Annotated in this window: 7 protein-coding genes; 6 read left to right on the top strand and 1 reads right to left on the bottom strand. The window is 52.2% G+C overall.

The window, feature by feature from the left end:
* Nucleotides 1–229: 229 nt before the first annotated feature.
* Nucleotides 230–796, bottom strand: coding sequence for a D-glycero-beta-D-manno-heptose 1,7-bisphosphate 7-phosphatase (gmhB, locus tag ACLJNW_RS19215; RefSeq protein ID WP_001140158.1), 567 nt, complete (start codon nt 794–796; stop codon nt 230–232).
* A gap of 189 nt (nt 797–985) precedes the next feature.
* Here gmhB and metN point away from each other — a divergent pair, with 189 nt between their 5' ends.
* The 6 genes from metN (at nt 986) to proS (ending at nt 6573) form a co-directional block, all read left to right on the top strand.
* Entirely contained in the window at nt 986–2017 is a 1032-nt protein-coding gene (gene metN, locus ACLJNW_RS19210; RefSeq protein WP_000594018.1) for a methionine ABC transporter ATP-binding protein MetN, read from the top strand.
* Complete coding sequence (locus ACLJNW_RS19205) at nt 2010–2663, top strand: methionine ABC transporter permease MetI (protein ID WP_001287486.1); 654 nt, start codon at nt 2010–2012, stop codon at nt 2661–2663. Before metN ends, ACLJNW_RS19205 begins: the two co-directional genes overlap by 8 nt.
* A 38-nt stretch (nt 2664–2701) precedes the next feature.
* Nucleotides 2702–3517, top strand: coding sequence for a methionine ABC transporter substrate-binding lipoprotein MetQ (metQ, locus tag ACLJNW_RS19200; RefSeq protein WP_000874215.1), 816 nt, complete (start codon nt 2702–2704; stop codon nt 3515–3517).
* 118 nt (nt 3518–3635) lie between these two features.
* Nucleotides 3636–4040, top strand: coding sequence for an Rcs stress response system protein RcsF (rcsF, locus tag ACLJNW_RS19195; protein WP_001202317.1), 405 nt, complete (start codon nt 3636–3638; stop codon nt 4038–4040).
* The gene (tsaA, locus tag ACLJNW_RS19190; protein ID WP_000093986.1) at nt 4037–4744 is read left to right on the top strand and encodes a tRNA (N6-threonylcarbamoyladenosine(37)-N6)-methyltransferase TrmO; all 708 of its coding nucleotides are present in this window, start codon (nt 4037–4039) and stop codon (nt 4742–4744) included. The genes rcsF and tsaA overlap by 4 nt, the downstream gene beginning before the upstream one ends.
* A gap of 110 nt (nt 4745–4854) precedes the next feature.
* Complete coding sequence (gene proS, locus ACLJNW_RS19185) at nt 4855–6573, top strand: proline--tRNA ligase (RefSeq protein WP_001260683.1); 1719 nt, start codon at nt 4855–4857, stop codon at nt 6571–6573.
* Nucleotides 6574–6609: the final 36 nt, after the last annotated feature.

Below are 6609 nucleotides of genomic sequence, written 5' to 3'. Positions count from 1 at the left end.
GCAGGTGCGACGCGGCTTTCAGCTCACCGTCGCGAGGTGGCGTATATTACGCTTTCCTCTTTCAGAGTCAACCCTGAATTTCAGGATTTTTCTCTTCAACCGACCGACTGTTTGTGTGAAGTGATTCACATCCGCCGTGTCGATGGAGGCGCATTATAGGGAGTCGGTTCAGGAAGACAAGCGGAAAAATGCATTTTTGTTTTAACCGCTCATCTTTTATCCATAACGCTTATTTTTGCTGCTTTTTTATCGCCGATGGCAGGTCAGCAAGGCTGTTTAACACCCAGTCCGCCGCGTTTTCTGCTTCTGCCGTGACCGGTTTGCCCGTACGCACCAGCACTTTTGTCCCGACATTTGCCGCCGCTGCCGCCTGCATATCTTCCAGCTTGTCTCCCACCATATAAGAAGCCGCCATATCGATATGCAGGAAATCACGCGCCGAGATAAGCATTCCTGGATGCGGCTTGCGGCAATCACATACCTGACGGAACTCTTCTATGCTGCCCTGCGGATGGTGAGGACAATAATAGATGCCGTCCAAATCAACATCGCGATCCGCCAACGACCAGTCCATCCATTCGGTTAACGTTTCAAACTGCGCCTCAGTGAATTTGCCGCGCGCGATTCCGGACTGGTTCGTCACCACCACCAACGCATAGCCCATTTTTTTTAGCTCGCGCATCGCGTCAATAACGCCGTCTATAAACTCAAATGCATCGATTTCATGTACGTAGCCGTGATCCACATTAATGGTGCCGTCACGGTCGAGAAAAATTGCGGGTACAGACTTTGCCACCTTTTATAGCTCCTGAGTAAAGCAAGTGGCGCTAGTATCGCATGTTTCAGCAGGCAAGAAAGTGCTCATCGTATAAAGCCTGATTGATTTAGACGTCTGGATGCCTTAACATCCATTCTGTTGACGGCGTTGACCGTATTAGGCAGACGAAAATGCCTCCGCTCATTTCATTACGATAATAAAGAATCAATGATTAAACTTTCGAATATTACCAAAGTGTTCCAGCAGGGGACGCGCACCATTCAGGCGCTAAATAATGTCAGCCTGCACGTGCCTGCCGGGCAGATTTATGGCGTCATTGGCGCCTCCGGCGCCGGTAAAAGTACGCTTATCCGCTGCGTTAACTTACTTGAACGTCCTACTGAAGGAAGCGTAATGGTCGGCGGTCAGGAGCTGACAACGCTTTCAGAGTCTGAGTTGACCAAAGCTCGCCGTCAAATCGGCATGATTTTCCAACATTTTAACCTGCTCTCTTCCCGTACCGTGTTTGGCAACGTCGCGTTGCCGCTGGAACTGGATAACACACCAAAGGAAGAGATCAAACGCCGTGTCACAGAGCTGCTGGATTTAGTCGGTCTTGGCGACAAGCACGACAGCTATCCGGCAAATCTTTCCGGCGGTCAGAAACAGCGTGTCGCGATTGCCCGCGCGTTAGCCAGTAATCCAAAAGTGTTGCTGTGCGATGAAGCCACCAGCGCGCTTGATCCCGCAACGACCCGTTCGATTCTGGAATTGCTGAAAGATATCAACCGTCGTCTGGGGTTGACGATTCTGCTTATCACTCATGAAATGGATGTCGTGAAACGTATCTGCGACTGCGTTGCCGTTATCAGTAATGGCGAGCTTATTGAGCAGGATACGGTCAGCGAAGTCTTCTCGCATCCTAAAACGCCGCTGGCGCAGAAGTTTATTCAGTCCACTCTGCACCTGGACATTCCGGAAGATTACCAGGCGCGTTTGAAAGCGTCGCCGGAAACTGACAGCGTGCCGATGCTGCGCATGGAATTCACCGGACAGTCTGTGGATGCCCCGCTGCTTTCTGAAACCGCGCGTCGTTTCAACGTGAACAATAATATTATCAGCGCGCAGATGGATTACGCGGGCGGTGTGAAGTTCGGCATTATGCTAACGGAAATGCACGGCACACAAGAAGAGACGCAAGCCGCAATTGCCTGGCTGCAGGATCACCATGTGAAAGTAGAGGTACTGGGTTATGTCTGAGGCAATGATGTGGTTACTGGTTCGTGGCGTCTGGGAAACGCTGGCGATGACCTTTGTCTCCGGTTTCTTCGGTTTCGTGATTGGCCTGCCGGTCGGCGTATTGCTGTATGTTACGCGCCCGGGGCAGATTATGGAGAACGCCAGGCTGTATCGCTCCCTCTCTGCGGTGGTCAATATTTTCCGCTCAATTCCCTTTATCATCCTGCTGGTGTGGATGATTCCTTTTACCCGAATAATTGTCGGCACCTCCATTGGTTTGCAGGCCGCGATTGTACCGCTGACCGTTGGCGCCGCGCCTTTTATCGCCCGTATGGTGGAAAATGCGTTGTTAGAGATCCCTGCCGGGCTGATTGAAGCCTCGCGAGCGATGGGCGCCACGCCGCTGCAAATTGTACGTAAAATCCTTTTACCGGAAGCGCTGCCTGGTCTGGTGAATGCGGCAACCATTACACTGATCACCCTGGTCGGTTACTCCGCAATGGGCGGCGCTGTCGGCGCAGGCGGCCTCGGTCAAATCGGCTATCAGTACGGTTATATTGGATACAATGCTACCGTGATGAATACGGTGCTGGTATTACTTGTCGTTCTGGTTTATTTAATTCAGTTATCCGGCGATCGCATCGTCAGGGCTGTCACGCATAAGTAACGTTAAACACAACACAAATACTCATTAAGGAAATAAGCATGGCGTTCAAATTCAAAACCTTTGCGGCAGTGGGTGCTCTGATTGGTTCTCTGGCACTTGCGGGTTGCGGTCAGGATGAAAAAGATCCGAATCATATTAAAGTCGGCGTAATCGTTGGCGCAGAGCAGCAAGTTGCCGAAGTCGCGCAGAAAGTCGCGAAAGAAAAATACGGCCTGGACGTGGAATTGGTGACCTTTAATGATTATGTTCTGCCTAATGAAGCGCTGAGCAAAGGCGATATCGATGCCAATGCCTTCCAGCACAAACCGTATCTGGATCAGCAAATCAAAGATCGCGGCTACAAACTGGTTTCTGTTGGTAAGACTTTTGTCTATCCCATTGCAGGATATTCCAAAAAAATCAAATCTCTGGATGAGCTCAAGGACGGTTCCCAGGTCGCTGTGCCTAACGACCCGACCAACCTTGGTCGTTCCCTGCTGCTGCTGCAAAAAGTAGGGCTAATTAAACTGAAAGACGGCGTCGGTCTGCTTCCTACCTCGCTGGATATCGTGGAAAACCCGAAAAATCTGAAAATTGTTGAGCTGGAAGCGCCGCAGTTGCCGCGTTCGCTGGATGACGCGCAGATCGCGTTAGCGGTCATCAATACGACATACGCCAGCCAGATTGGCCTGACGCCAGCGAAAGACGGTATCTTCGTTGAAGATAAAGATTCTCCGTACGTTAACCTGATCGTGACGCGTGAAGATAACAAAGACGCCGAGAATGTGAAAAAATTCGTTCAGGCTTACCAGTCTGATGAAGTGTACGAAGCCGCAAATAAAGTTTTTAATGGCGGTGCGGTGAAAGGCTGGTAAGTTTTAGGCTGATTCCACAATCTGTAATATTATTCAGGACGGGCTATTGCCCGTCTTGTCATTTATGCAAGCTCCTGATTCAATATCTGGCAATTAGAACATTCATTGAGGAAATATTATGCGTGCTTTACCGATCTGTTTATTGGCACTCATGCTGGGCGGTTGTTCCATGCTAAGCAGATCCCCTGTTGAACCCGTTCAAAGCACCGCAACCCCGCCAAAAGCGGAGCCGGAGAAACCTAAAGCGTCGCGTGCCGCTCCCGTCAGGATTTACACCAATGCTGAAGACTTAGTCGGCAAACCTTTCCGCGATCTTGGCGAGGTTAGCGGCGAATCCTGCCAGGCAACAAATCAAGACTCTCCGCCTAACATTCCAACTGCGCGCAAGCGTATGCAGATTAATGCCTCTAAAATGAAAGCCAACGCCGTCCTGCTGCACAGCTGTGAAATTACCAGCGGCACGCCAGGCTGCTACCGTCAGGCGGTTTGTATCGGGTCCGCCCTGAATATTTCGGCGAAATGAGCAGCTTTCAGTTTGAACAAATCGGCGTTATTCGCTCCCCCTATAAAGAAAAATTCGCCGTTCCGCGCCAGCCTGGTCTGGTCAAAAGCGCCTGCGGCGAACTGCATCTGATAGCGCCTTACAACCAGGCCGATGCCGTTCGCGGCCTGGAAGCTTTCAGCCATTTGTGGGTGCTTTTCGTTTTTCATCAGACGATGGACGGCGGCTGGCGGCCGACAGTTCGTCCGCCCCGTCTTGGCGGTAACGCCAGAATGGGCGTTTTTGCCACGCGCTCCACGTTCCGCCCCAATCCGATTGGCATGTCGCTCGTTGCGCTAAAAGGTATCGAGTGCCGGAAAGAGAGCGTAATTCTGAAATTAGGCAGTCTGGATCTGGTGGATGGCACGCCGGTGGTGGATATCAAACCGTATTTACCGTTTGCCGAGGCCTTACCGGACGCCGCCGCCAGCTATGCGCAACAGGCGCCGATAGCTGAAATGCCCGTGAGTTTTACCGCTGAGGTGGCTCAACAGCTTACGACGCTGGAAAGGCGTTATCCGCAGCTACGGACATTTATTTGCGATGTGCTGGCGCAAGATCCTCGCCCGGCTTATCGTAAGGGTGAAGAGACGGGCAAAACCTATGCCGTCTGGCTGCATGATTTTAACGTGCGCTGGCGTGTGGTTAACTCGGGATTTGAAGTGTTTGCGCTGGAACCACGGTAATTTCACGCCCTTCTCTTTTGACATCTCTTGCACGCTGGTAAACTAAATCACTTTTTTTGTATCAGGCTCACATTGAGCCTGTTCGATCGTTCAACTGGAACCGTAACAACATGCGTACTAGCCAATACCTGCTCTCCACTCTGAAGGAGACACCTGCCGACGCCGAGGTTATCAGCCACCAGCTGATGCTGCGCGCCGGGATGATCCGCAAGCTCGCCTCCGGGTTATATACCTGGCTGCCGACCGGCCTGCGCGTCCTGAAAAAAGTCGAAAACATCGTGCGTGAAGAGATGAACAACGCCGGTGCTATCGAGGTGTCGATGCCAGTCGTTCAGCCAGCCGACCTGTGGCAAGAGAGTGGTCGTTGGGAACAGTACGGTCCGGAACTGCTGCGTTTTGTCGACCGTGGCGAGCGTCCGTTCGTACTCGGCCCGACCCACGAAGAAGTTATCACTGATCTGGTGCGTAATGAACTCAGCTCTTATAAGCAGTTGCCGCTGAACTTCTTCCAAATCCAGACCAAATTCCGTGATGAAGTGCGTCCGCGCTTTGGCGTGATGCGTTCGCGCGAATTCCTGATGAAAGATGCTTACTCTTTCCACACCTCTCAGGAGTCGTTGCAGGAAACCTATGACGCCATGTACGCCGCGTATAGCCGTATCTTCAGCCGTATGGGGCTGGATTTCCGCGCGGTACAGGCCGATACCGGTTCTATCGGCGGCAACGCCTCGCATGAATTCCAGGTGCTGGCGCAAAGCGGCGAAGACGATATCGTTTTCTCTGATGTTTCTGATTACGCGGCTAACATTGAACTGGCAGAAGCTATCGCGCCGCAAACGCCGCGCGCAGCGGCGACGCAGGAAATGACTCTGGTCGATACGCCAAATGCCAAAACCATCGCGGAGCTGGTGGAACAATTCAACCTGCCAATTGAAAAAACGGTAAAAACGCTGCTGGTGAAAGCGGTGAAAGACAGCAAGTCTCCGCTGGTGGCTCTGCTGGTTCGCGGCGATCATGAACTGAATGAAGTTAAAGCGGAAAAACTGCCGCACGTTGCCAGCCCGCTGACCTTCGCTACTGAAGAAGAGATTCGCGCCGTGATTAATGCCGGCCCTGGCTCCCTCGGCCCGGTCAATATGCCGATTCCGGTCATCATCGATCGTACCGTTGCCGCCATGAGCGATTTTGCCGCTGGCGCTAACATCGACGGTAAACACTACTTTGGTATTAACTGGGATCGCGATGTGGCGACGCCTGTTGTTGCCGACATCCGTAACGTAGTCGCCGGCGATCCGAGTCCGGACGGTCAGGGAACGTTGCTTATCAAACGCGGTATCGAAGTGGGTCACATCTTCCAGTTAGGTACCAAGTACTCAGAAGCGCTGAAAGCCTCCGTTCAGGGTGAAGATGGCCGTAACCAGATCCTGACAATGGGCTGCTACGGTATCGGCGTAACACGTGTCGTTGCCGCGGCTATCGAGCAGAACTTTGACGAGCGCGGCATTGTATGGCCTGACGCCATTGCGCCTTTCCAGGTCGCTATTCTGCCGATGAATATGCACAAATCCTTCCGTGTGCAGGAGCTGGCGGAAAAGCTGTACAGCGAATTGCGCGCGCAAGGCATTGAAGTGCTGATGGACGACCGTAAAGAGCGCCCGGGCGTGATGTTTGCCGATATGGAGCTGATTGGTATTCCACATACTATCGTGATTGGCGATCGCAACCTGGATAACGACGATATTGAGTATAAATACCGTCGTAGCGGTGAAAAATCGCTGATTAAAACCGGCGATATCGTTGATTATCTGGTCAAGGCGATTAAAGGCTAAACGACATTTTGTTGGGATTGCCCGGCGCCATCCGGC

The sequence above is a fragment of the Salmonella sp. SAL4457 genome (assembly GCF_046548235.1).
Classification (GTDB): domain Bacteria; phylum Pseudomonadota; class Gammaproteobacteria; order Enterobacterales; family Enterobacteriaceae; genus Salmonella; species Salmonella enterica.
This window is presented reverse-complemented; position numbering and strand designations above follow the sequence as displayed.

Bases quoted from the DNA above. Each gene is read 5' to 3' on its own strand.
- rcsF (WP_001202317.1), top strand. From the start codon at position 3,636: ATGCGTGCTTTACCGATCTGTTTATTGGCACTCATGCTGGGCGGTTGT.
- tsaA (WP_000093986.1), top strand. From the start codon at position 4,037: ATGAGCAGCTTTCAGTTTGAACAAATCGGCGTTATTCGCTCCCCCTAT.
- metQ (WP_000874215.1), top strand. From the start codon at position 2,702: ATGGCGTTCAAATTCAAAACCTTTGCGGCAGTGGGTGCTCTGATTGGT.
- metN (WP_000594018.1), top strand. From the start codon at position 986: ATGATTAAACTTTCGAATATTACCAAAGTGTTCCAGCAGGGGACGCGC.
- proS (WP_001260683.1), top strand. From the start codon at position 4,855: ATGCGTACTAGCCAATACCTGCTCTCCACTCTGAAGGAGACACCTGCC.
- ACLJNW_RS19205 (WP_001287486.1), top strand. From the start codon at position 2,010: ATGTCTGAGGCAATGATGTGGTTACTGGTTCGTGGCGTCTGGGAAACG.